Source organism: Endozoicomonas sp. 4G (genome assembly GCF_023822025.1).
Classification (GTDB): domain Bacteria; phylum Pseudomonadota; class Gammaproteobacteria; order Pseudomonadales; family Endozoicomonadaceae; genus Endozoicomonas_A.
Window position 1 is genome coordinate 1,094,964 of the sequence record NZ_CP082909.1, and the last position, 21,393, is coordinate 1,116,356.

A 21,393-nucleotide genomic window follows, 5' to 3' on the forward strand; every position below is an offset into this window, starting at 1 on the left:
TAGCCCGAACAGATCACCGCTTCACATGAAATTGGATTCTCTTATATAATTGTGGGTAAAATCAAGCGGCAAGTGAATATTTATTCATTTTCTGCTTTTTATCGAGAGAAGACCGGGGTTTCTGGTCAGCAGTGTCGGGATTTTCAGGAGCAATACATAAAGATTATGGCCAGTCAAAAACAGGAAGCACTGATTAAGGCTTTCAGGCAGCTGCTAAAAGAAGAGCGCTGCGGATCCCAAAGCCAGATCGTTGAGCAGCTGCAGAGCCAGGGTTTTGACAATATCAGTCAGTCAAAAGTTTCCCGGCTGCTTTGTCGGCATGGTGCTGTTCGCGTCCGAAATGCCCGCAATGAACAAGTGTATTGTCTTCCCCCCGAACTGGGAAAAATGGATTCTAATATTGCGGTCAGGGATCTGGTGGAAGACGTTGCCAACAATGGCATGTTGATTGTGATCAAAACCAGTCCGGGGGCTGCCCAGATGATTGCCCGGCTATTGGATTCCATCAGTCGCTCTGATGGTATCCTGGGTTGTGTAGCGGGCGACGATACTATTTTTGTCGCGCCTGTTTCTCCCGAAGACATTGATGCTCTCCAGGAAAGTATTGTCCAGCTGTTTATGCAGTGACTTTAATTTAGTGCGTCACCTCAATAAGTTTGATGTGAATAATCTACGTTCATCCTGAGCGGAGTCGAAGGATTTGGACTCCGAACCAACTATAAAGATCCTGCCAGTCACCCTTCGACTCCGCTCAGGGTGAACGAAGGCTGTGGCTTTATCCTGCCTCTAAAGCTCACTGCGGATAGCACCAGTGTAGGCTTTAAGCGGTTGAAAAGCGTGTTGATCTGCCTTTTTGCTCAGTTCCTCATGCATCTCCTCCTCGAGCAAACTGCCAAGGGCAAGCAGCAGATATTCGCTATCCACAGCCCCCATTAGCTGAAGGCCAAAAGGCAGGTCTTCATGGTTAAAGCCGCAGGGAATGGTGACCCTGGGGCCTCCTGTCAGGTTGGCCAGGGAAGTGTTAAATGACAGAAGGTAGGCTTTGGCTAAATTCAACTCGCCCGCGGTATTATTCAGCAAGTATGCCAATTTTTCTGGAGCAGGGATTAACGTGGTTGGCATGGCAATCACATCAACCTTTGAGAATATATTTTTTTCAAAATGATCGGCCAGTATTTTCTGGTTCTGTCTGGCTCGCTCGGCCTGCTCATTAGTAAGGGCTTTGCCCATCAACAGGGCCATTTCAGTTTCATAGGGTATGCCTTTCCCCAAAAACTTGAGACTCCCCTCCGCTGCCCAGCTCCCAAACAGGATGATATGGGTTGCCCAGAGCCGTTTTCTGAAGTTCTCAGAGGTAAAATGCATTTTGACGAAAATGTTGTCTTTGCGATTTTGCAGTTTTTTGAGTCGGGTTCCCAGCCGGTCAAGACATTCAAATGTTTTCTCTGACACTTCTTTGTCTGCATGTTCCAGCCAATCACGATCGAGGCCTATTTTCAGGGTCTTCAAAGCCTCAGCTACCTGAAGGGTGGGATGGCGTCCGCTTGAAACCTGATAACCAAGGGCAATATCTTTAAAACGCTTACCGATAAGTCCAATAGCCACCAGACTTAACGCAGCGTTGACATAATTTTTGGTGGACAGCTTATCAGTCGTGGGCTTAAGGCCGGGTAAACCATTTAATGAAGCAGGAATGGAGACAGACCCGCCACCATCAGTCCCTACCGTTAAGGGTGACATGCCAATGGCAACCATCAGGGCGCTGCCAGTGGATGATCCACCCGCGACATGGAAAGGGTTGAAGTGATTGGCGGTCCTGGGAAAGTGAGGGTTTTCTCCCGTTGCCCCAAGCCCGAAAAAATGTTGATTGGTTAGCCCCAGGATAATAACACCCTCACGCTTTAACAGTCGTATCACTTCAGATTCAGTCTCTTCAGTAATAATGGGAAAAAGCGATTGATCGGTTATTTTTTTAAGGTCAGCGCCAGCGGTTGCGTGATAGCCTGCAACATTGATTTCTGATTTTACGGCAATAGGAATACCTTCCAGCTCGCTGATAATCCCTTGCTTTTTACAGACTTCAATATTCCCTTTGTACTCTGAAATGCACTTTAACCACCGCTGATCGGAGACCTTGGCCATACTCATGGCCTGGTCTTTGTTTCGCGCAATCAGTATATCCTTCATGCCTGGTGGCAGCCCTTTTTCGTACCAGTAATAAATAATTTCAACCAAGATGGAAGGGCTTATTTTTTGTTCTGCAAACCATTGCTGAATCTCATCAATGCCACCGGCACGACCAAAAAGTTCGGATATCCTGACAGTTGGGCTGCCAGCAGAGCCTTTTTCTTCAGAAGGGATTAGCTCAAAAGGTGCCCGTTGAGGTTTGTCCGCAATACCTGCATTGAGACTGAGAGATGCTAACTCTGCCTCAGAGAAAAGCACGGGGTCTTCAGGGCTTATGCCGGTCATGACTAACTGGCTTTTGACGATCTCAACCTGTTCATCAATACTCCCGTGGCCTATGACCCAATCTCGGGTAAGGGACAGCCAGGATCCGGAAAGGTTTTGTGAAGCACTTAGCCAATCGGGGTAATAGTACTTGGTAATGTAAGGCTTTTGCCGGTAAGGGTTATAAATCTCAACAAGAGCAGGGTCGGATAAGTTATGGCCATAACTGCCGGTTGCTGTGAGAAGAAGAGTGAATACGAGAGCTAAACCTGAAAAGCGCATTCTGGTTCCTCAACAGAGATGAATTAACAATTTTCTCAGCAGGGTTCCAGTATAGGACAGTCTCGGGGCTGTTGGTTGACCAAAAAAAAGGCCGGAAGATTTCCGGCCTTTTTGACTGAATGCAAACAACAATCAGAAATTACTTCTTGTCGTTGCCGGCTTTTTCTTTCTTTTTGTCGTCTGCGATATCCAGCAGTTCAACGTCGAAGACCAGAGTAGAAGCCGGTGGGATGGTGCCCGCAGCCTGATCACCATAAGCCAGTTCGGAAGGGATATACAGTTTGTACTTGGAGCCTACTGGCATTAATTGCAGGCCTTCCTGCCAGCCTTTGATGACGCCGTTCAGAGGGAAGGTAGCGGGTTGGCCACGCTCAACGCTGCTGTCGAACACGGTGCCATCGATCAGGGTGCCTGTGTAGTGGACAGTAACCTCATCTTCAGGGCCGGGTTTGGCAGCGCCTTCTTCACCGGCTTCAATCACTTCGTACTGCAGACCGGATTCGGTGGTTTTCACGCCCTCTTTCTTGGCGTTTTCTTTCAGGAATTCCTCACCCTTCTTGCGGTCTTCATCCAGACGCTCCTGAACTTTCTTCTCGATGATGGGGCGGATACGCTCTTCATGACCCTGCAGGGCACTGCGAATCTCATCATCGTTCAGTTTGCTCTGGCCACCCAGGGCGTCCATAAATCCTTTCTTGAGCAGTTCGCGGTCAATGGTGATACCCATTTCTTCCTGCTGCTTAAGAGTTTGATCAGCGTAGTTACCCAGAGACGCGCCCATGGCGTAGGCGGCTTTCTGCTCTGGGGTTTCCAGCTTGACTTCTTCAGTAACGGGTTGGGTTTTTTCGGTGCAACCTGCGGCAAGAGCAACTACTGCGGCCAACGTGGTCACTTTGAGAACCTTTTTCACTATTTTTCTCCAATGAGTTGGTCAAAGTCCTGCCAGTCAAGGGCTTAGACCCGGAAAAGAAGGGGTAGACCCCCTGTCTCGATTAACAAACAATGAATAATGGCACAGAGATTGTGTTAATTGAACTTTTCAGAGTGTTTTTTATGGGTTCTGACACTTCCTTGACCTTTTTAAACTGGATATTGACGAAAATTCCGGTTTTTTTGGTACATTTGTGCTTCTTTGTGCGCCCAGGGGATCATAAATTTATCAGGCTTCTGGCTAAATTCTTTCAAATCCAGTAGATTACGTCGGTTTTACTGGCTATCCCTGCTCTGAGTTCATCAGGTGCGGATGCCCAATTTACGATCAAGAGTGGTGGGCTACCTATGCTTTATGCCGAAGGCAATCGTCTGATGAACGTTGCGGACAAACACAACCGAGGGTTCGAGCGCAAGAAAACAGCCCGGCTGGGTACTGAGAAAAACCCTGCCAGCGTCGTTGTTCAGAATGAAGAGCGAGAGCAGGAGCTGTCGGCCATCTTTGAAGAAAATGGCTGGTTTTACACTATTGAGGTCGACGAAGAACAGCAGGAAGATATCTCTGACCTGGAACTGCTGAAGAACCTGCCAACCACCAAAGTGGTAGAAAAAACACCGGGCCGTAACGACCCCTGTGTTTGTGGCAGTGGCAAAAAGTATAAGAAGTGCTGCGGCTAACTGGTAAAAAGCGATAGCTGATCAATAAAACCAGCAGGCGCTCGTAGTACAGTGTCCCCATCTGGCGCTCAAGGGCGCGGGCACTCCAGCAGTGCTCGGCGGCTTCCTTCATATACCACTGTCAGGCTCTGCCTCAGATCTATTTTGGCAGAGCATCATTTTCATTGTGCGGGGTGACCGAAAATAAGGTCATGAACATTTGAGCTCGGTTTGAAGACGTATCATTCTTTATCACCTTTCTTTCTTTTAGCGTTAGATGGCGGCCGCTCATAGGCTTTTCTTTTAAGTCTCTGGTCGTCAGGCAGGTGTGTCTGTTTGTGCCTTTTCAGATCGCCCGCCTGGTTGGTGTCATAATCGCAACCCTCATGATCACACCGGTACACCTTGACTCTCTGGTCGGCAGGTAAGTGGGTCTGTTTGTGCCTTTTCAGATCGCTCGCCTGGTCGGTGTCGTAATCGCAGCCCTCATAGTCACACTGGTGCACTCTGACTCTCTGGTCGGCAGGCAAGTGGGTCTGTTTGTGCCTTTTCAGTTTGTACGCTTGTTCGACCCTGTAGTTGCAGCCCTCATAGTCACACTGGTGCACCTTAGGTCTCTGGTCGGCAGGCAGGTGGGTCTGTTTGTGCCTTTTCAGACTCTCCGACCGCTTGCTCCTGAAGTCGCAGCCCTCATGGTCACACTGGTGCACCTTGGCTCTTTTAGGTCTTTGGTCCGCAGGCAGGTGGGTCTTCTTGTGCTCTTTCAGATGTTCCGCCCGCCCGGTCCTGTAGTCACAGCCCTCATGGTCACACTGGTGCACCTTGAGTCTCTGGTCGGCAGGCAGGTGGATCTGTTTGTGTCTGTTCAGATTACTCGTCTGGTTGGTGCTGTAGTCGCAGCCCTCATGCTCACACCGGTGGATCTTGGGTTTCTTGGCTCTCTTGATTCTCTGGTCGTCTGAGCTGTAAGTGAGTATTTCACTGTCTGAAACAGGCTCCTCCTTAATCTTTTTCAGTGCCAGAGTCGCACCATACTGACTGATTTCATTGGCTACTCGAAAGGGATTAAGTGTTGTGGTTACATAACGAGCATCAGATTCATCTTCGTTTGAACGGTTGTCGATGCTTTCATCAGAGGTGCCGTTAGTGGCTATTTCACTGTCTGAAACGGGCTCCTGCTTAATCTCTTTCAGTGCCGGAGCCGCACAATACTCACTGATTTCATTGGCTACCCGAAAAGGATTAAGTGTTGTAGTTTCATACCGAACATCTGATTCGGCATTAGCCTCGTCTTCATCTTCATCTTCATCTTCATCTTCATCTTCGTTTGAACGGTTGTCATTGCTTTTATCAAAGGTGCTGCTGCCTTCACTGTCAGAAGCATTATCAGAGGCTGCCCGACTGTGAACCTTCAACTCCCACCATTCAATGGCTTCACTCTTTTCTTCATTTGGTAGCCCATCCCAAATCGGGAAAAGCACCTTGCCGACAGCCAGAGGGACCAGCAAAGGCAACCTGTTTTCTTGAGCATGACAATTGGAGCAATGCACAGAAAAGGCAATGACCAAGGTCAAAATCAATGGTTTTTTGGATAGCAAGGCCCGGCTTCCCAGTCATTGAAGTGTTTATTGGAAAGTCAGGTTAGTCAAAATCTGGAGAGAGGTCGGTGTTTTCTTTGCCGTGCCATCAAGGTAGACAATGGGGTAGAGGCTTTCCAAATACTGCGCTAGAGCAATTGTGCAACGGTGCGTTGCACAATTTCGAAATTTTGAGTACCCGTTACGACTTGTTCTTGGTGTTCTGGCCTTCCGGTGCGTGCTTGGGATACTCGGCAGTGCAGTCTCGGTTGGGAAAAATCAATTAACGGTTTTATCTGCCCGACCCTGAAGTTGTTCTTCCTGCTCAAGCGCCCTGTGTTTCTTTTGCAATCCAGCCAGAATATATCTGAACAGCAAAATAACGAGAACAGCGCCAATAGTATTGGCCACCGGGAAGGATAGCCAGATACCTTTCAGGCCAAGACCGGGAGTGTCAGACGAGACAAGGTATCGACAATCTTTCCTGTAAAGTGGTCGATAGCGGTTTTCTAAGGTCGTAGGTTTCTTTGAGGTAGGTTGGGAGTCAGATCATTTTTTATCGCCCTTCTTTCTTTTCTTCTTAGATGGCAGCTGGTCATACGCTTTCCTTTTAGGTCTCTGGTCGGCAGGCAGGTGGGTCTGTTTGTGTCTGTTCAGATTACTCGTCAGGTCGGTGATGTAGTTGCAGCCCGCATGGTCACAACGGTGCTCCTTGATTCTCTGGTTGGCAAGCAGGTGGGTTCGTTTGTGCCTTTTCAGATCGATCGACTGCTTGGTGTCGTAGTCGCAGCCCTCATGATCACACCGGTGCACCTTGGGTTTCCTGGGTTTCCTGGGTCTCCGGTTGGCAGGCAGGTGGGTCTTTTTGTGCCTTTTCAAATTACTTTTCTGGTCGGTGATGTAGTTGCAGCCCTCATGGTCACACTGGTTCATATTGGGTCTCTGGTCGGCGGGCAGATGGGTGTGTTTGTGTATTTTCAGATGACCTGACTGAAGAGTGCTGTAGTTGCAGCCCTCATGGTCACACTGGTTCATATTGGGTCTCTGGTCGGCGGGCAGATGGGTCTGTTTGTGTATTTTCAGATGGCCCCTTTGTCGAGTGCTGTAGTTGCAGCCCTCATAGTCACACTGATGCACCTTGGTTCTCTGGTCAGCAGGCAGGTGGGTCTGTTTGTGCGCTTTCAGATGACTCCTATAGTTAGTGCGGTAGTTGCAGCCCTCATGGTCACACCGGTGCATCTTGAGTCTCTGGTCGGCGGGCAGGTGGGTCTGTTTGTGCTTTTTCAGATCGCTCGCCTGAGGGGTGCTGTAGTTGCAGCCCTCATGGCCGCACTGGTGCATCTTGAGTCTCTGGTCGGCAGGCAGGTGGGACTGTTTGTCCATTTTCAGACTGCTCGTGTGGTAAGTGCTGAAGTTGCAGTCCTCATGGTGACACTGAAACTTGGTTCTTTGGTTGGCAGGCAGGTGGGTCTCTTTATGCCTTTTCAAATAACTTCTCTGGTCGCTGCTGTAGTTGCAGCCCTCATGGTCACACTGGTGCTGAGCAGCGTCCACTTTTGTCAGGTTTACCTCTGAATCGGTAAGTATTTCACTGCCTGAAACAGGTTCCTCCTTAATCTTTTTCAGTTCCAGAGTCGCACCATACTGACTGATTTCATTTGATGCTCTAAAGGGATTAAGTGTCGTGGTTGCATACTGAACATCAGATTCAGCATTAACTTCGTCTTCGTTTGAACCGTTGTTGCTGGTTTTATCAGAGCAGCCGCTGTCTTCATTGTCAGAATCCTCATCAGAGGCTGCCTGACTGCAAGCCGTAACTTCGACGTCAGGAGCAGTAGAAAAGCAATAAGTAGAAAAAGCAATAAGTAGAAAAGCAATAGCGAGTGTCAGGCTTTAAGACGATGTCATCACCGAAACAAATTCGTGGTATATCGCTGTCGTTTATCTCAGTGGCAATAGCTTTAGCCGAAGAGTCAAGTTCTGGTAGCCCATCCCGGACCGGGAAAAGAGGGAGAAGAATAGTTTCAACGCCTGAAACGTAGGCTCCCTGAGCGTGGCCATTGGAGCAATGCACAGAAAAAGCAATGACCAAGGTCAAAATCAACGGTTTTTTGGATAGCAAGGCCCGGCTTCCCAGTTATTGAACTGTTTATTGGAAAGTCAGGTTAGTCAAAATCTGGAGAGAGGTCGGTGTTTTCTTTGCCGTGCCATCAAGGTAGACAATGGGCTAGAGGCTTTGCCAGGGCAATTGTGCAACGGTGCGTTGCACAATTTCGAAATCAGGCCAGCTGGCGGCAAATTTTGCCATATATTTCAAGGTTCTTTTTAACCCCCTGTGTCAGGATAGTTGTCGCCTCTTTTGATTTTTCCTACTAAACAGGGGGTGGTCAGAGAGTGACCAATGGCTCGTTATTCAGACTTTTGGCTCAACAGCTGTCGCTGCTGCTCCAGTTGCAGGCGCAGCTCCTCTTCACTGGGCAACTCCAGCTTGTACTTGGAAGCAAACAGTTGCTGACTGTCGTTCAGCACGGAATATTTGGCGACAGTGTGATTGCCTTCGGAGCAGAGAATCAGGCCAATGGTGGGGTTATCATCCCCACGGCGCTTTTTCTCTTCATACATGCGCACATACATGTCCATCTGCCCCACGTCCTGATGGGTGAGCCTGTGCATTTTCAGGTCGATCAGCAGGAAGCACTTGAGATGGAAGTTGTAAAACACCAGATCGATAAAATAATCGCCATCGTCCGTGCTGATGCGTTGCTGCCTCTCGACAAACGCAAACCCCTTGCCCAGTTCCAGCAGGAATTTTTGCAGATTGTTGATCAGCTCTTGCTCAAGCTCATTTTCCTGAACTGAACCGGCAGGCAGATTGAGAAAATCCAGAATATAGGGGTCACGCAGGTAGTCCTGCGGTGTGTCTTGCAGAACCGAGGTCTTTTGTTCGGCTTCTGCCAGTACAGGCTGCAAACCCTGCTTTCCGTGCTGGGTCGCCAGCAGGCGCTCGTAGTACAGTGTCCCCATCTGACGCTCAAGGGCACGGGCGCTCCAGCATTGCTCAGCAGCTTCCTTCATATACCACTGGCGAGCCTGTTCATTTTCGATGCGTGTCAGTGTTCTGTAGTGGGTCCATGACAATTCGAGACGCAGTGCGTCTCGTTTTGGAAAACAAAGGTAAAAAGCCCGCATTTTGCGCAGATTGGTGAGATCAAACCCCTTGCCAAACTCCTGGCTGAGGCTGTCGGAGAGCCTTTTTAAGACCTCTTTCCCATAAGCCGCACGACTCTCGCCCTGCTGCTCATCCTCAACAATCAGGCGACCAATTTCCCAGTAGGTCTGTACCATGGCGGCATTGACCGCCGCTACCACCTGCTGGCGACCTTGGGTCAGCAGCTCACGGATATTGTTAAGCAGCTTGTCGTGCTGGCTTTTGCTCATCAGGTGGCCTCCTGTGTTTCCACTTTTACCCGGCGGTTAAACTCGTTGACCTTGTCATTGCTGGCTTTGGTAAAAATATCCTGTGCCAGTTGCCGTTCTGCCGGATCGTCGCTCTGGCTCAAATGCTGCAATGACCGGAGCACATTGACTTTATCCAGCATATCTTCCTTACGAATCTTGCGATCATGCTCAACCCGGTGCATCCCCATCATTTCTTTACGATACTGACGGTTCTCTTTGCTTTCGATGGCTGAGTTGACCAGGCCGACCCGGGCAAAGGCATCTGTGCTTTGGTAATTCATTTTGCGTCCTTTCTGTTATTTGCCTACAGTGGTAGGGCAATGGAGTATTAACAGGGTATCAAGTTGAGGTAAAACGATGAACAGCTTATACGAGACTGATTACCACCAGTGGTTGAGTCAGCAACGAGAACATCTCATTCAAGGTCAATTAGATCAGTTAGATGTTGAAAACTTGATTGAGGAATTAGAAGTGGGGATTAAAGATCATTAATAGAACAAAATCCATGCTTAAACTATAGAACCGATGATGCTTTAGCCCGGATTTATCCCAGGGCAAAACAAAAAGCCATTGATGAAATGAATAGGTATGCACGACACGACAACCAAAAACTCAATAAAAATAGTTTTCCTGAACAGTGTCCTTGGAGTTTTGAGCAGGTAATGGATAATTCTTGGCCTATTTTGAAACGGAGATAAAACGGTCACTAAAAACTGGCGACCTTGTAACAGCCTGCCAGAAAGCTAACCCTTCTGGCGCTGCTCCATCTTCTGCAACCGCTTGTCAAGGTTACGCAACCTGTTCTTCCTGCTCAAGCGCCCTGTGTTTCTTTTTCAATCCAGCCAGAATATATCTGAACAGCAAAATAACGAAAACAGCGCCAATAGTATTGGCTACCGGGAAGGATAGCCAGATACCTTTCAGGCCAAGACCGGGAGTGTCAGACGAGACAAGGTATCGACAATCTTTCCTGTAAAGTGGTCGATAGCGGTTTTCTAAGGTCGTAGGTTTCTTTGCCGTGAAAATGCCCGAATGCATCATTTTCATTGTGCGGGGTGACCGGAAATAAGGTCATGAACATTTGAGGTAGGTTGGGAGTCAGATCATTTTTTATCGCCCTTCTTTCTTTTCTTCTTAGATGGCAGCTGGTCATACGCTTTCCTTTTAGGTCTCTGGTCGGCAGGCAGGTGGGTCTGTTTGTGTCTGTTCAGATTACTCGTCAGGTCGGTGATGTAGTTGCAGTCCTCATGGTCACACTGGTGCATCTTGAGTCTCTGGTCGGCGGGCAGGTGGGTCTGTTTGTGCTTTTTCAGATCGCTCGCCTGAGGGGTGCTGTAGTTGCAGCCCTCATGGCCGCACTGGTGCATCTTGAGTCTCTGGTCGGCAGGCAGGTGGGACTGTTTGTCCATTTTCAGACTGCTCGTGTGGTAAGTGCTGAAGTTGCAGTCCTCATGGTGACACTGAAACTTGGTTCTTTGGTTGGCAGGCAGGTGGGTCTCTTTATGCCTTTTCAAATAACTTCTCTGGTCGCTGCTGTAGTTGCAGCCCTCATGGTCACACTGGTGCTGAGCAGCGTCCACTTTTGTCAGGTTTACCTCTGAATCGGTAAGTATTTCACTGCCTGAAACAGGTTCCTCCTTAATCTTTTTCAGTTCCAGAGTCGCACCATACTGACTGATTTCATTTGATGCTCTAAAGGGATTAAGTGTCGTGGTTGCATACTGAACATCAGATTCAGCATTAACTTCGTCTTCGTTTGAACCGTTGTTGCTGGTTTTATCAGAGCAGCCGCTGTCTTCATTGTCAGAATCCTCATCAGAGGCTGCCTGACTGCAAGCCGTAACTTCGACGTCAGGAGCAGTAGAAAAGCAATAAGTAGAAAAGCAATAAGTAGAAAAGCAATAGCGAGTGTCAGGCTTTAAGACGATGTCATCACCGAAACAAATTCGTGGTATATCGCTGTCGTTTATCTCAGTGGCAATAGCTTTAGCCGAAGAGTCAAGTTCTGGTAGCCCATCCCGGACCGGGAAAAGAGGGAGAAGAATAGTTTCAACGCCTGAAACGTAGGCTCCCTGAGCGTGGCCATTGGAGCAATGCACAGAAAAAGCAATGACCAAGGTCAAAATCAACGGTTTTTTGGATAGCAAGGCCCGGCTTCCCAGTTATTGAACTGTTTATTGGAAAGTCAGGTTAGTTAAAATCTGGAGAGAGGTCGGTGTTTTCTTTGAGGTGAGCTGGGAGGCGAGTCACTTTTTATCATCCTTCTTTCTTTTCTTCTTAGATGGCAGCTGGTCAAACGCTTTCCTTTTGAGTCTCTGATCAGCAGGCAAGTGAGTTTGTTTGTGAGCTTTCAGATTGCCTTTACGGTCAGTGATGTAGTTGCAGCCCTCGTGGTCACACTGGTGCACCTTGGGTCTTTGGTCGACGGGCAGGTGGGTCTGTTTGTGTATTTTCAGATGACCTGACTGACGAGTGCTGTAGTTGCAGCCCTGATGGTCACACTGGTGCATCTTGGGTCTCTGGTCGGCGGGCAGATGGGTCTGTTTGTGTGTTTTCAGATGACCCAACTGACGAGTGCTGTAGTTGCAGCCCTGATGGTCACACTGGTGCATCTTGGGTCTCTGGTCGGTCGGCAGGTGGGTCTGTTTGTGCATTTTCAGATGGCTCGCATGTTGAGTGCCGTAGTTGCAGCCCTCATAGTCACACTGATGCACCTTGGATCTCTGGTTAGCAGGCAGGTGGGTCTGTTTGTGCGCTTCCAGATGACCCCTGTGGTTAGAGCGGTAGTTGCAGTCCTGATGGTCACACTGGTGCATCTTGGGTCTCTGGTCGGTACTGCAAGCAAATAAGATGATTTTCTGATTGTCAGAAGAGTCTGCTTCTGTCGCGTCTACCTCTGACTCAGTGGGTGTTTCACTGTCTGAAACGGGCTCCTGCTTAATGTTTTTCAGTGCCGGAGCTGCACAATACTCACTGATTTCATCAGATACCCGAAAAGGATTAAGTGTCGTGGTTGTGTAATGAACATCAGATTCAGCATTAACTTCGTCTTTATCTTCGTTTGAACCGTTGTCGCTGGTTTCATCAGAGGAACCGCTGTCTTCACTGTCAGAATCCTCATCAGAGGCTGCCTGACTGCAAACCGTAACTTCGACGCCAGGAGCAGGAGAAAAACAATAAGTAGAAAAGCAATAAGTAGAAAAGCAATAGCGATTGTCAGGCTTTAAGACGATGTCATCACCGAAATAAATTCGTGGCATATCGCTGTCGTTTATCTCAGTGGCGATAGCTTTAGCCGAAGAGTCAAGTTCTGGTAGTCCATCTCGGACCGGGAAAAGAGGGAGAAGAATAGTTTCAACGCCCGAAACGTAGGCTCCCTGAGCGTGGACATTGGAGCAATGCACAGAAAAAGCAATGACCAAGGTCAAAATCAACGGTTTTTTGGATAGCAAGGCCCGGCTTCCCAGTCATTGAAGTGTTTATTGGAAAGTCAGGTTAGTCAAAATCTGGAGAGAGGTCGGTGTTTTCTTTGCCGTGCCATCAAGGTAGACAATGGGGTAGAGGCTTTCCAAATACTGCGCTAGATTGTGCAACGGTGCGTTGCACAATTTCGAAATTTTGAGTACCCGTTACCACTTGTTCCTGGTGTTCTGGCCTTCCGGTGCGTGCTTGGGATACTCGGAAGTGCAGTCTCGGTTGGGAGGAATCAATTCACGGTTTTATCTGCCTGACCCCGAAGTTGTTCTTCCTGCTCAAGCGCCCTGTGTTTATTTTTCAATCCAGCCAGAATATATCTGAACAGCAAAATAACGAGAACAGCGCCAATCGTATTGGCTACCGGGAAGGATAACCAGATACCTTTCAGGCCAAGACCGGGAGTTAGCAGGAAAAGCAGAGGGGTCATCAGTAGCAGTTGTCGGCTGCTGGTCATCACCAGGCCGGCCAGAGGTTTTCCCATCGCTTGAAAATAAGCGGCACCTACCGTTTGAAATATCACCAGGGGCATACATAGGATAATCAGCTTAAGGCCTGACAGGGTGGCGTTTATCAGGTCTGCTTCGGTGGTGAACCAGCCGATAAAAAATTCTGGCGCCAGCCAGACAATGGCCACCAAAATATAGCTGAATACCAGCCCGTAGAGGATAGACTTGATAAAGGCTGAGATCACCCGGTCATAACGTCTTGCCCCGAAGTTGTAACCGGCAATGGGGATAAAACTCTGGTTCAGGCCAATGATAGGAACCATCATCAGGGTTTGCAGGCGGTTAATAATGCCGTAGGCAGCAATCAGCAGAGGGCCGCCGTACATCAACAGGAACTTGTTCAGGGCAATCAGCAAAATGGCATCCCCGACCTGGCGACCAAAGGCTATGCCGCTCAGGGCCACGATCTCTTTAATCAGCGACTTTTGCCAGGAGAAGAACTTTGTCTGCAGCCGCATACTGCTTTTTTTGCGCAGGTAGATGGAAATGCTGAAAACCCAGCCAGATATCTGGGAGATGACCGTTGCCAGGGCAGCGCCTTCCAGACCCATGTCCAGCAGGGCAATGAATATGGCATCCAGAATGATGTTAAGAAAAGACGACAGCCACATGCTGTTCATGGAAAGTCGGGCCAGACCTTCAGCCCTGAGCATTTGATTCATGCTCATCCAGCTGCCCAGAAAGGGGATGCCTATCAGGGCGATATGGTAATAGCTTTTGGCCAGTTCATGGGTTTCTTCATTGGCACCGAAGAGGGTGAGAATCGGATCGGTGAAGAGATAAGCCAGCGTGCTGGCGAGCAGGCAAAGGACCAGAGCCAGGGAGAAGCCATTACCGTAAGTGTGTCGTGCATTATGCACATCTCCCTGACCGAGTTTACGGGACATCAGTGATCCGGCCCCGGCACCAATGGCCATCCCGAGGGTGGGCAAAAGCAGGCTGATGGGGTAGGCGAGGGTGACCGCGGCAATGCCCTGGCTTCCTACAAAGTGCCCGATAAAAATAGTATCAACGGTGTTGTACAGCATGATGGTCAGCATACCGGCGCTGGCTGACATCATCATGCTGAGCAATAACTTGTCGATGGGTTCCTGACCCAATCGCTGGTGTTGGCTCATTCAATTGGCCTTATCATGATCTTCAGAGTCACCATGATAAAGTTAAGTTGATGGTCAGGATTGAGTTTTTTACTCAGGAAATGTACCTATACACAGAAAGTGTCTGCTTTCTGTCTATAGGTAGAGAAGGTAAAAAGAGAAGGTAAAAAAAGAATGGTTCCTGTTTAGAACTCAGGCATTAAGCATGGCGGCGCCACGTACACCCCCGGCATCGCCGAATTCTGCCTTGCGAATCTCGGGCAGCTGTCCGATGTTCAGGGTGTATTTTGACAACAGCGGGGGGACCAGTTCATAGAGTTCGTCAAAGTTCGACAGTCCGCCGCCCAGAACAATGACACCCGGATCCAGAATATTGATCATGGCGCCTAATCCAGAAGCCAGCAGTTCACAATAAATCTCAACAGCCCGCTCTGCCTGGGTATCGTGACGGCGGAATAGTTGAACTATTTCTTTGCCTGACAGGGGTCCTTCCTTGCCTGACAGGGTCTGGTCAGCAACATGCTTATAGATCAGCTCCAGACCTCTGCCTGACAGGTAGTTGTCCAGGCAGCCATGCATGCCACAACCGCACTTAACGATGGGAAAGTCTTCGCCAGCCAGCTTGAAAACATGATAGGGCAATGGTGTATGCCCCCATTCGCCAGCCAGATTATTTCTGCCATCATGAAGCTTGCCGTTGATGTAGAGTCCGCCGCCGCAACCGGTGCCGAGAATCACGCCAAATACTGTAGGGATTTTATCGCCAGCACCGCCAATCGCTTCTGACAGGGCAAAGCAGTTGGCATCGTTTTCTATTTTGATGGGACGATCCAGAATCAATTCAAGATCAACTTGCAGGTTCTGGTCGTTTACACAGGGCACATTGGCGCACTGTGCCTTGCCGGTATCCGGATTAATAAATCCCGGAATACCAATACCGACACTGCCCCGTGTGTTTAATTCACGATCGGTTTCGAAAACCAGCTCCTGGATGGCATGTTTAAATGCATCATAGGAGTCAGTCGGTGTGGGTATACGTTTGCTGGCGAGTTTGTTGTGCTCATGATCAAAAACGGCCAGTTCCATCTTGGTGCCACCAATATCCACCCCGTACAGCATGGGTCACTCCTGAATCTGTTTTAATGGCTGCATATAAAAAGCCAACCGATGAGGTTGGCTTGGTCAAGTAACGATTGTTTTACTGGATTTTCGGATCCAGCTCGCCTTTACCGTAACGGACGAACATGCCTTCCAGGCTGGTGCTGCTGATTTTTGACCCCTGTCCTGCCGAGCCGAACGCCTGGTAACGTTGGATGCAGATATCTTTCATGGCTTTGGTGGCCGCGGCGAAATATTTACGTGGGTCAAATTCGGAAGGGTTTTCAGTCAGGAAGCGGCGAATGGCACCTGTGGAAGCCAGACGAAGGTCGGTATCAATATTGACTTTGCGAACGCCGTGACGAATGCCTTCCTGAATCTGTTCCACCGGTACACCGTAAGTTTCAGGGATTTGGCCGCCGTTTTCGTTGATGACTTTCAGCCACTCCTGTGGAACAGAAGAGGAGCCGTGCATCACCAGGTGGGTGTTCGGGATGCGCTGGTGGATTTCACGAATGCGGTCAATCGCCAGAATATCCCCTGTCGGTGGACGAGTGAACTTATAAGCACCGTGGCTGGTACCGCAGGCAATGGCCAGGGCATCAACGTGGGTGGCTTTTACAAATTCTGCTGCTTCATCCGGATCTGTCAGCAACTGGTCGTGGGACAGGGTGCCTTCGGCACCGACGCCGTCTTCTTCACCGGCCTGTCCGGTTTCCAGAGAGCCCAGACAGCCCAGCTCACCCTCTACAGAAACACCACAGGCGTGTGCCATTTCTACTGTACGACGGGTTACGTCAACATTGTATTCGTAGGAAGAGGGGGTTTTGCCATCATCTTTCAGGGAGCCATCCATCATCACGGAGGTGAAACCGAGCTGGATGGAGCGCTGGCAGACAGCGGGGCTGGTGCCATGATCCTGATGCATGACGACCGGAATGTGAGGGAATTCTTCGGTGGCTGCCTGAATCAGGTGTCTCAGGAAGGGGGCGCCGGCATACTTACGGGCACCGGCAGAAGCCTGAACGATGACAGGGGAGTCTGTCTCGTCGGCAGCTTCCATAATAGCGCGCATCTGTTCCAGGTTGTTGACATTAAACGCGGGTACGCCGTAGTTGTTTTCTGCGGCGTGGTCGAGCATTTCACGCAAGCTGATCAGGGCCATTGCCTGCTCCTGCTAATCAAAGGGGTGGTGGATTCGGCGGCTATTATCCCTGTTTCTTGGGAGTGGTGCAAAGCATCTGTGGGCTGTGCTTTTCTTTAGGGTTCGTTGGGGGGGCTGGTGGGGGGGGAGGTTCTGGTGGGGGGAGTGTCTGTCTGGTTGTGAAATCGATTTCTTTGATTTTTTTACAGATCTGTGGAAAGGGGGCTATATTGTGTATTTGATAGATAGTCGACAGCGTAGAGGTACTTAGCCCTATCCATTAAATGAGCCTTCGGTGTGTCAGTTACATCATTCTCCATTTGGTTCCCTACTGTAGTCATTGGTCAAGCCCTCAGTGGTTTGGTTGAGGGTCAACTCCGTGTGATTTTCCATGAGATAAGTAGTAGCGAGGGTAAAACCATGAAATTAATTGTCTCCTTTTTAACTTCTCTAATGCTATTTTGTTCGTCTTCTTTGTTTGCTGATTCTTTTATATTCGACAACCCGAATAAGTACAATATAAAGGTATTTGATGGCGACTCGCTTTTGTATGACAAGGAGGAAAAAGGTGTTTATTTTGGTCGAAATCCTAAAAGCAATGATTTTACGGTAAGGGTGGATGAGTTCACTACTCCTATAAACCTTATATTAAATACTTCTTTGAACAAAAATTTCTATAAGGGTGGTTGCAATTACAGCTTTTCGCTGAGCAAGGAAAATGGATGGGCTTTTATTGGTGGTGAGTTTCCCTGCACGAAAGGTCAGGATCATTTAAAAGCTGATTCGCCTCTGTTTACCACCAAAAACGACACCGACGATCCAAGTGATCCAACCAAAAAAGGCATCCCTGTCTATCCGGCCGTTGCCAGCGTTAAGGACGGCTTTGCCGCTGATAGTCTGCGAGGGTTCCTCTATCCAAAAGACTCCAGAGTGTACACTGAAGACAATTTTCTATTAATCGATTTGGGTATAAAGCCTGGTTCAAATATACAAATAGGGTTCTTTGATCCTTACGCTGTCAAATATATAGCCTGTGGGGACGATGTTATGCCTTATTCTGGCAAATATACATTCACACTAACGAAAGATAAAAAGTGTGTGATTGCGAAAACCTCAGCCGATTGAGAGGCTGAAAATCAGTCCGGTAGCCTCTTGGCTACCGGACTGATCCATTCAGGCTTTGCCTTCAGAGCCGAACTCGCGGATTTTACCTATAACGGTCTCGACAATGGCTTCTTTACCTGGGCCGATGATTTTACGTGGGTCGTAAACTTCGGCATCGTTGGCCAGCACCTTACGAACCATGTCTGCCCAGGCGATCTGGTTTTCTGTGTTGACGTTGATTTTGGCGGTGCCCCGGCTGATAGCGTTCTGGATGTCGGCGGTTGGAATGCCTGTGCCGCCATGCAGAACCAGGGGAATACCTGTCAGTTCTTTAACCTGTAACATTTCTTCGAAGCCCAGGTTCGGCAGACCTTTATAAGGGCCGTGAACAGAGCCCAGGGCCGGGGCCAGACAGTCTACGCCGGTGCGTTCAACCAGTTCCTTGCATTCCTGTGGGTCGGCGTAGATGCAGCTGTCTGCAACAACGTCGTCTTCCTGACCGCCGACAACGCCCAGCTCTGCTTCAACGGATACACCGCGGGCATGGGCAAACTCAACTACGGTTTTGGTCATGGCAACATTCTCTTCGAATGGGCCGTGGGAGCCGTCGATCATGACGGAAGAGAAGCCGGCTTCGATGGCTTCTTTGCATTTTTCAATGCTGGAGCCGTGGTCCAGGTGGATGGCAACCGGCACGGTGATGTCCATGCTCTCGATCAGAGCGTTCACCATGGTAGTAATGACTTTAAAGCCGCCCATGTAACGAGCAGCGCCTTCAGACACGCCGAGAATCACAGGAGACTGGGTTTTCTGGGCAGCACTCAGGATAGCCTGGGTCCACTCCAGATTGTTGATGTTGAACTGACCAATTGCGTATTTGCCTGCCAGAGCTTTTTGCAGCATGTCGGTCATGGATACCAGTGTCATAAAAGTTTCCTCGATCAGTGGTAGGGAGGGGGCTCTAAATCAGTTTAAGCACTGCTCAGTAGTAGTGCTGGGTGATACCTTCTTGTCCGGATCGTGCAGGCTGAATGGTTCTACCGCGTCGTAAGCTGATTCAGAGGTTGGGTGTCTAGCTTGCCTGAAGTCTAACAAAAAAACTTTATCTTTCTCCAGTTATAAAGAAAGAGAGTTTAAGAGTTATTTCAATTGACTGGCACTTGAGTTTATTCAAGAAACCTGTCAGAGCAAGCATCGTATCCTCTTCATTAAAGTGATTTTGTCGTTTAATGAAAAGAGGTTAAGGGTATAGTATTTAAAAAATCTGGGTGTTTTATTGACGTGCGTCGTACAAAGTGTCTTTTAATACTTTTTTATGATCTTAGGTAGTAATGCGTATGTTGGCTGGAGGTCAATCCTATTAAGGTGTGAAGCAATTTTTCGTGAGAGTGTCGATGGTTTTTGGTACTTCCTGAAAATGTGTGTTGCACCGCTTTTTTAGCATTAAAGTACTAATTAACATCACCTCCTGAAGACAAGCTTTGATATTAATTCGCTTGTTAATGAAAAAAACATTGTATAACAATTTGTTTCATACCTTCTTAAGGTTTTTGAAAAAAATTGTTTATGTTTTTTGTTCTGCCAAGGCTAACTTATTAAACGGCAGGCGATTAATTCGATGATGCACTATCTTGGGGTTGATCCGGTTGTCAGCGGTGAAGAACTGATACTCCGGTCGCCGAGCAGTCATAAACTGAGAAAACAGCCTGGGTGTCCTTCGTTATGAGAAGAGGCCGGGCAAACTGTTTTCTCAGTCAATAATTTTTTGAGTGGGTAGGATCATGTTTTCAGGCATCATTGCTTCTTCGGGCGTGGCGATTGGTAACGCCTTTGTGCTGAAAGAGGCCGAAATACAGATCAGCGGTGGCGTTCTGGATAACTCTGAGGTAGAGGCGGATATCGCTCGCTTCAGGCAGGCCAGAGACCTTACAGTTGAGCAGCTTGAGGCCATCCGTGACAAAACGGCAGCCAAGCTGGGGGAAGAAGAGGCTGAGGTCTTTGAAGGTCACATCCTGGTGGCCACGGACGAAGAGCTGGAAGAAGAAGTTATTTCTGCCATCCGCTCGCTGAAGTCCGCAGACTCAGCACTGAATGAGGCCATTATGGCCAATGTCAGTATGCTCGAAGAGCTGGACGACCCGTATCTGCGTGAGCGCGTTGCAGATATCAAGGATGTCGGTCACAGGATGCTGAAGAATTTGCTGGGTATTCCTGTCGCTTCTCTGGAGGACGTGGAAAAAGGCTCTATTATTATTGCCGATGACCTGACTCCTTCTGATACTTCCCAGATTGATCTCGACAGGGTCTGGGGTTTTGTGACGAACGTCGGTGGTCGTACTTCCCATTCTGCCATTATGGCGCGCTCTCTTGAACTGCCTGCCATTGTCGGGGCTAAAGTGGCTACTGACAGAATTCAGAATGGTGACCAGGTGGTACTGGATGCCATCAACAATAAAGTGCTGGTGAATCCGGACGCTGCTGCCCTGGATGAATACCGAACTCTTCAGGAACAGTTGGATAAAGAACGCGTTGAGCTGGCCAAGCTTAAAGATTTTCCCTGCGAAACCCGAGACGGTAAGGTCTTCGAAGTCTGTGCCAACATAGGTACGGTCAAGGATGTTGAGGGCGCTGATCGTCATGGTGCTGAAGGCGTAGGTCTCTACAGAACTGAATTTCTGTTTATGGATCGCACTCATATGCCTACGGAAGAAGAGCAGTTCGAGGCTTATAAGGGCGTGGCTGAGGCTATGACCGGTCGTCCGGTGATTATCCGTACTCTGGATATCGGCGGTGACAAGGAGCTGCCCTATCTGGACCTGCCTAAAGAGCTGAATCCGTTTCTCGGCTGGCGTGCCATTCGAATGTGCTTTGACAAGCCTGAAATTCTTAACACCCAGTTGCGTGCCATTTTCAGGGCCAGTGCTTTTGGCAAGGTGAAGATTATGTTCCCCATGGTTATTTCCGTGGAAGAAGCCCGTCGCCTGAAAGCCATGGTGGCAGCTGTCAAGGCTGAACTCACTCATGAAGGTGTCCGTTTTGATGACCGTGTTGAAGTAGGCATCATGGTAGAAACTCCCGCTGCTGTGATGGTTGCTGACCTGCTAATTGAAGAGATGGACTTCTTTAGTATCGGTACCAATGACTTGACCCAGTACGTTCTGGCCGTGGACCGTGGCAATGAAATGATTGCTGATCTCTATGACCCTCTGGCACCTGCCGTGCTGCGCTCCATCAAGCGGGTTATTGATTGCTCCCATAAAGCGGGCAAGTGGACCGGCATGTGTGGAGAAATGGCTGGCGATGAACGGGCAGCCCTGATATTGGCAGGTCTGGGTCTGGATGAGTTCAGTATGAGTGCCACCTCTATTCCCAGGGTTAAGAGAGTGCTCAGAGAACAAGGTTACGAAGCCTTGCAGAAACTGGCTGATCAGGTGGTGAATCAGCCTACTACTGAGGATGTTAAAGCAATCCTTGATGCATTTATTGAGTAACACAGAGGGGGGCATTAGCTCCCCCTTTTTTTAAGGCTCAAAAAGTCACTGGCTCAGCATTTGCGGGATAGGGTCCGAACATTCGAACAGAGCCGAAGGGTTAAAGAATATTCGAACGAA

At 48.9% G+C, this 21,393-nt stretch carries 19 protein-coding genes; 5 read left to right on the forward strand and 14 right to left on the reverse strand.

The genetic code is table 11. The features are described 5' to 3' along the window. Positions 1-72 precede the first annotated feature (72 nt). Positions 73-627, forward strand: a complete 555-nt coding sequence (argR, locus tag K7B67_RS04020; RefSeq protein ID WP_252179091.1) for a transcriptional regulator ArgR — start codon at positions 73-75, stop codon at positions 625-627. Between the two features lie 159 nt (positions 628-786). Here argR and K7B67_RS04025 read toward each other — a convergent pair whose 3' ends face one another. Together K7B67_RS04025 and fkpA are read right to left on the reverse strand one after the other, a co-directional pair. Further along, a complete protein-coding gene (locus K7B67_RS04025; protein WP_252179092.1) occupies positions 787-2,733 on the reverse strand; it encodes an amidase in 1,947 nt (648 codons plus the stop codon). Between the two features lie 139 nt (positions 2,734-2,872). Beyond that, on the reverse strand, positions 2,873-3,643 hold the full coding sequence (fkpA, locus tag K7B67_RS04030; RefSeq protein ID WP_252179093.1) for an FKBP-type peptidyl-prolyl cis-trans isomerase: 771 nt from the start codon (positions 3,641-3,643) through the stop codon (positions 2,873-2,875). A 368-nt stretch (positions 3,644-4,011) separates the two neighbouring features. Between fkpA and K7B67_RS04035 the strand changes: the two genes are divergently transcribed. Further along, on the forward strand, positions 4,012-4,341 hold the full coding sequence (locus K7B67_RS04035; protein WP_252179094.1) for a PBPRA1643 family SWIM/SEC-C metal-binding motif protein: 330 nt from the start codon (positions 4,012-4,014) through the stop codon (positions 4,339-4,341). A 221-nt stretch (positions 4,342-4,562) separates the two neighbouring features. On the opposite strand, the gene K7B67_RS04040 is transcribed toward K7B67_RS04035, so the two are convergent. From K7B67_RS04040 to K7B67_RS04060, 5 genes are all read right to left on the reverse strand, one after another. Further along, on the reverse strand, positions 4,563-5,918 hold the full coding sequence (locus K7B67_RS04040; RefSeq protein WP_252179095.1) for a hypothetical protein: 1,356 nt from the start codon (positions 5,916-5,918) through the stop codon (positions 4,563-4,565). Between the two features lie 528 nt (positions 5,919-6,446). Further along, positions 6,447-7,451 carry a C2H2-type zinc finger protein gene (locus K7B67_RS04045; protein ID WP_252179096.1) on the reverse strand — a complete coding sequence of 335 codons (1,005 nt, stop codon included), beginning with the start codon at positions 7,449-7,451 and terminating at the stop codon, positions 6,447-6,449. A gap of 271 nt (positions 7,452-7,722) precedes the next feature. Further along, positions 7,723-8,019, reverse strand: a complete 297-nt coding sequence (locus K7B67_RS04050) for a hypothetical protein (protein WP_252179097.1) — start codon at positions 8,017-8,019, stop codon at positions 7,723-7,725. A 287-nt stretch (positions 8,020-8,306) separates the two neighbouring features. Then, positions 8,307-9,335, reverse strand: a complete 1,029-nt coding sequence (locus K7B67_RS04055; RefSeq protein WP_252179098.1) for a PDDEXK nuclease domain-containing protein — start codon at positions 9,333-9,335, stop codon at positions 8,307-8,309. Beyond that, positions 9,335-9,637: a hypothetical protein gene (locus K7B67_RS04060; protein WP_252179099.1), complete on the reverse strand. Its 303-nt coding sequence runs from the start codon at positions 9,635-9,637 to the stop codon at positions 9,335-9,337. The genes K7B67_RS04055 and K7B67_RS04060 overlap by 1 nt, the downstream gene beginning before the upstream one ends. A gap of 76 nt (positions 9,638-9,713) precedes the next feature. Between K7B67_RS04060 and K7B67_RS04065 the strand changes: the two genes are divergently transcribed. Next, positions 9,714-9,848, forward strand: coding sequence for a DUF29 family protein (locus K7B67_RS04065; RefSeq protein ID WP_252179100.1), 135 nt, complete (start codon positions 9,714-9,716; stop codon positions 9,846-9,848). A 297-nt stretch (positions 9,849-10,145) separates the two neighbouring features. On the opposite strand, the gene K7B67_RS04070 is transcribed toward K7B67_RS04065, so the two are convergent. The 6 genes from K7B67_RS04070 to fba (K7B67_RS04095) form a co-directional block, all read right to left on the reverse strand. Further along, complete coding sequence (locus K7B67_RS04070) at positions 10,146-10,403, reverse strand: hypothetical protein (RefSeq protein ID WP_252179101.1); 258 nt, start codon at positions 10,401-10,403, stop codon at positions 10,146-10,148. A gap of 56 nt (positions 10,404-10,459) precedes the next feature. After that, positions 10,460-11,503, reverse strand: coding sequence for a hypothetical protein (locus tag K7B67_RS04075; protein ID WP_252179102.1), 1,044 nt, complete (start codon positions 11,501-11,503; stop codon positions 10,460-10,462). Positions 11,504-11,602: 99 nt separating this feature from the next. Next, positions 11,603-12,808, reverse strand: coding sequence for a hypothetical protein (locus K7B67_RS04080; RefSeq protein ID WP_252179103.1), 1,206 nt, complete (start codon positions 12,806-12,808; stop codon positions 11,603-11,605). Between the two features lie 254 nt (positions 12,809-13,062). Further along, entirely contained in the window at positions 13,063-14,457 is a 1,395-nt protein-coding gene (locus tag K7B67_RS04085; RefSeq protein ID WP_252179104.1) for an MATE family efflux transporter, read from the reverse strand. Between the two features lie 171 nt (positions 14,458-14,628). Further along, positions 14,629-15,555, reverse strand: coding sequence for an ROK family protein (locus tag K7B67_RS04090; RefSeq protein ID WP_252179105.1), 927 nt, complete (start codon positions 15,553-15,555; stop codon positions 14,629-14,631). A 79-nt stretch (positions 15,556-15,634) separates the two neighbouring features. Then, positions 15,635-16,699, reverse strand: a complete 1,065-nt coding sequence (gene fba / locus K7B67_RS04095; protein WP_252179106.1) for a class II fructose-bisphosphate aldolase — start codon at positions 16,697-16,699, stop codon at positions 15,635-15,637. Between the two features lie 276 nt (positions 16,700-16,975). On the opposite strand from fba (K7B67_RS04095), the gene K7B67_RS04100 reads away from it, so the two are divergent. After that, complete coding sequence (locus K7B67_RS04100; protein WP_252179107.1) at positions 16,976-17,803, forward strand: hypothetical protein; 828 nt, start codon at positions 16,976-16,978, stop codon at positions 17,801-17,803. A gap of 48 nt (positions 17,804-17,851) precedes the next feature. Here the strand turns inward: K7B67_RS04100 and fba (K7B67_RS04105) are convergent, their stop codons facing one another. Continuing rightward, positions 17,852-18,709: a class II fructose-1,6-bisphosphate aldolase gene (gene fba, locus K7B67_RS04105; protein ID WP_252179108.1), complete on the reverse strand. Its 858-nt coding sequence runs from the start codon at positions 18,707-18,709 to the stop codon at positions 17,852-17,854. Between the two features lie 854 nt (positions 18,710-19,563). Here fba (K7B67_RS04105) and ptsI point away from each other — a divergent pair. Next, entirely contained in the window at positions 19,564-21,273 is a 1,710-nt protein-coding gene (gene ptsI / locus K7B67_RS04110; RefSeq protein ID WP_252179109.1) for a phosphoenolpyruvate-protein phosphotransferase PtsI, read from the forward strand. Positions 21,274-21,393: the final 120 nt, after the last annotated feature.